The following is a 278-nucleotide window of genomic DNA, read 5'->3' as shown; positions in this document are numbered from 1 at the left end:
GATCTGTTGCGCGGGAGTCAAACTATCTAAGACTTCCGAACCCACTGCCCGCGCCTTGACGTTTTTCACAAATTCTTTGACCACTTGTAAATTGACATCGGCTTCCAATAAAGCCAGGCGGATCTCCCGCATCATTTCATTGACGTCATTTTCAGTGATCTTTCCTTTTTTTCGTAGCTTGCTTAAGGCGCCCTGCAGACGCTCCGTTAAATTCTCAAATGCCATTTATCTAGTTCCTTCCTCAATCATCGATTTCTTGCAATTCACTGATCAAACGC

The 278-nt window shown here is 44.6% G+C and carries 1 protein-coding gene; it reads right to left on the bottom strand.

Annotation, left to right across the window (positions count from 1 at the left end; genetic code table 11):
• Nucleotides 1–225: signal recognition particle receptor subunit alpha (locus RMT89_RS42670; protein WP_315889140.1), on the bottom strand; the 225-nt coding region annotated here is incomplete at its 3' end.
• Between the last annotated feature and the right edge of the window lie 53 nt (nucleotides 226–278).

This window comes from Streptomyces sp. P17, assembly GCF_032436805.1.
Lineage (GTDB): Bacteria > Actinomycetota > Actinomycetes > Streptomycetales > Streptomycetaceae > Streptomyces.
The sequence above is the reverse complement of the archived record's forward strand: the minus strand, read 5'-3'. Positions and strand labels throughout refer to the sequence as shown.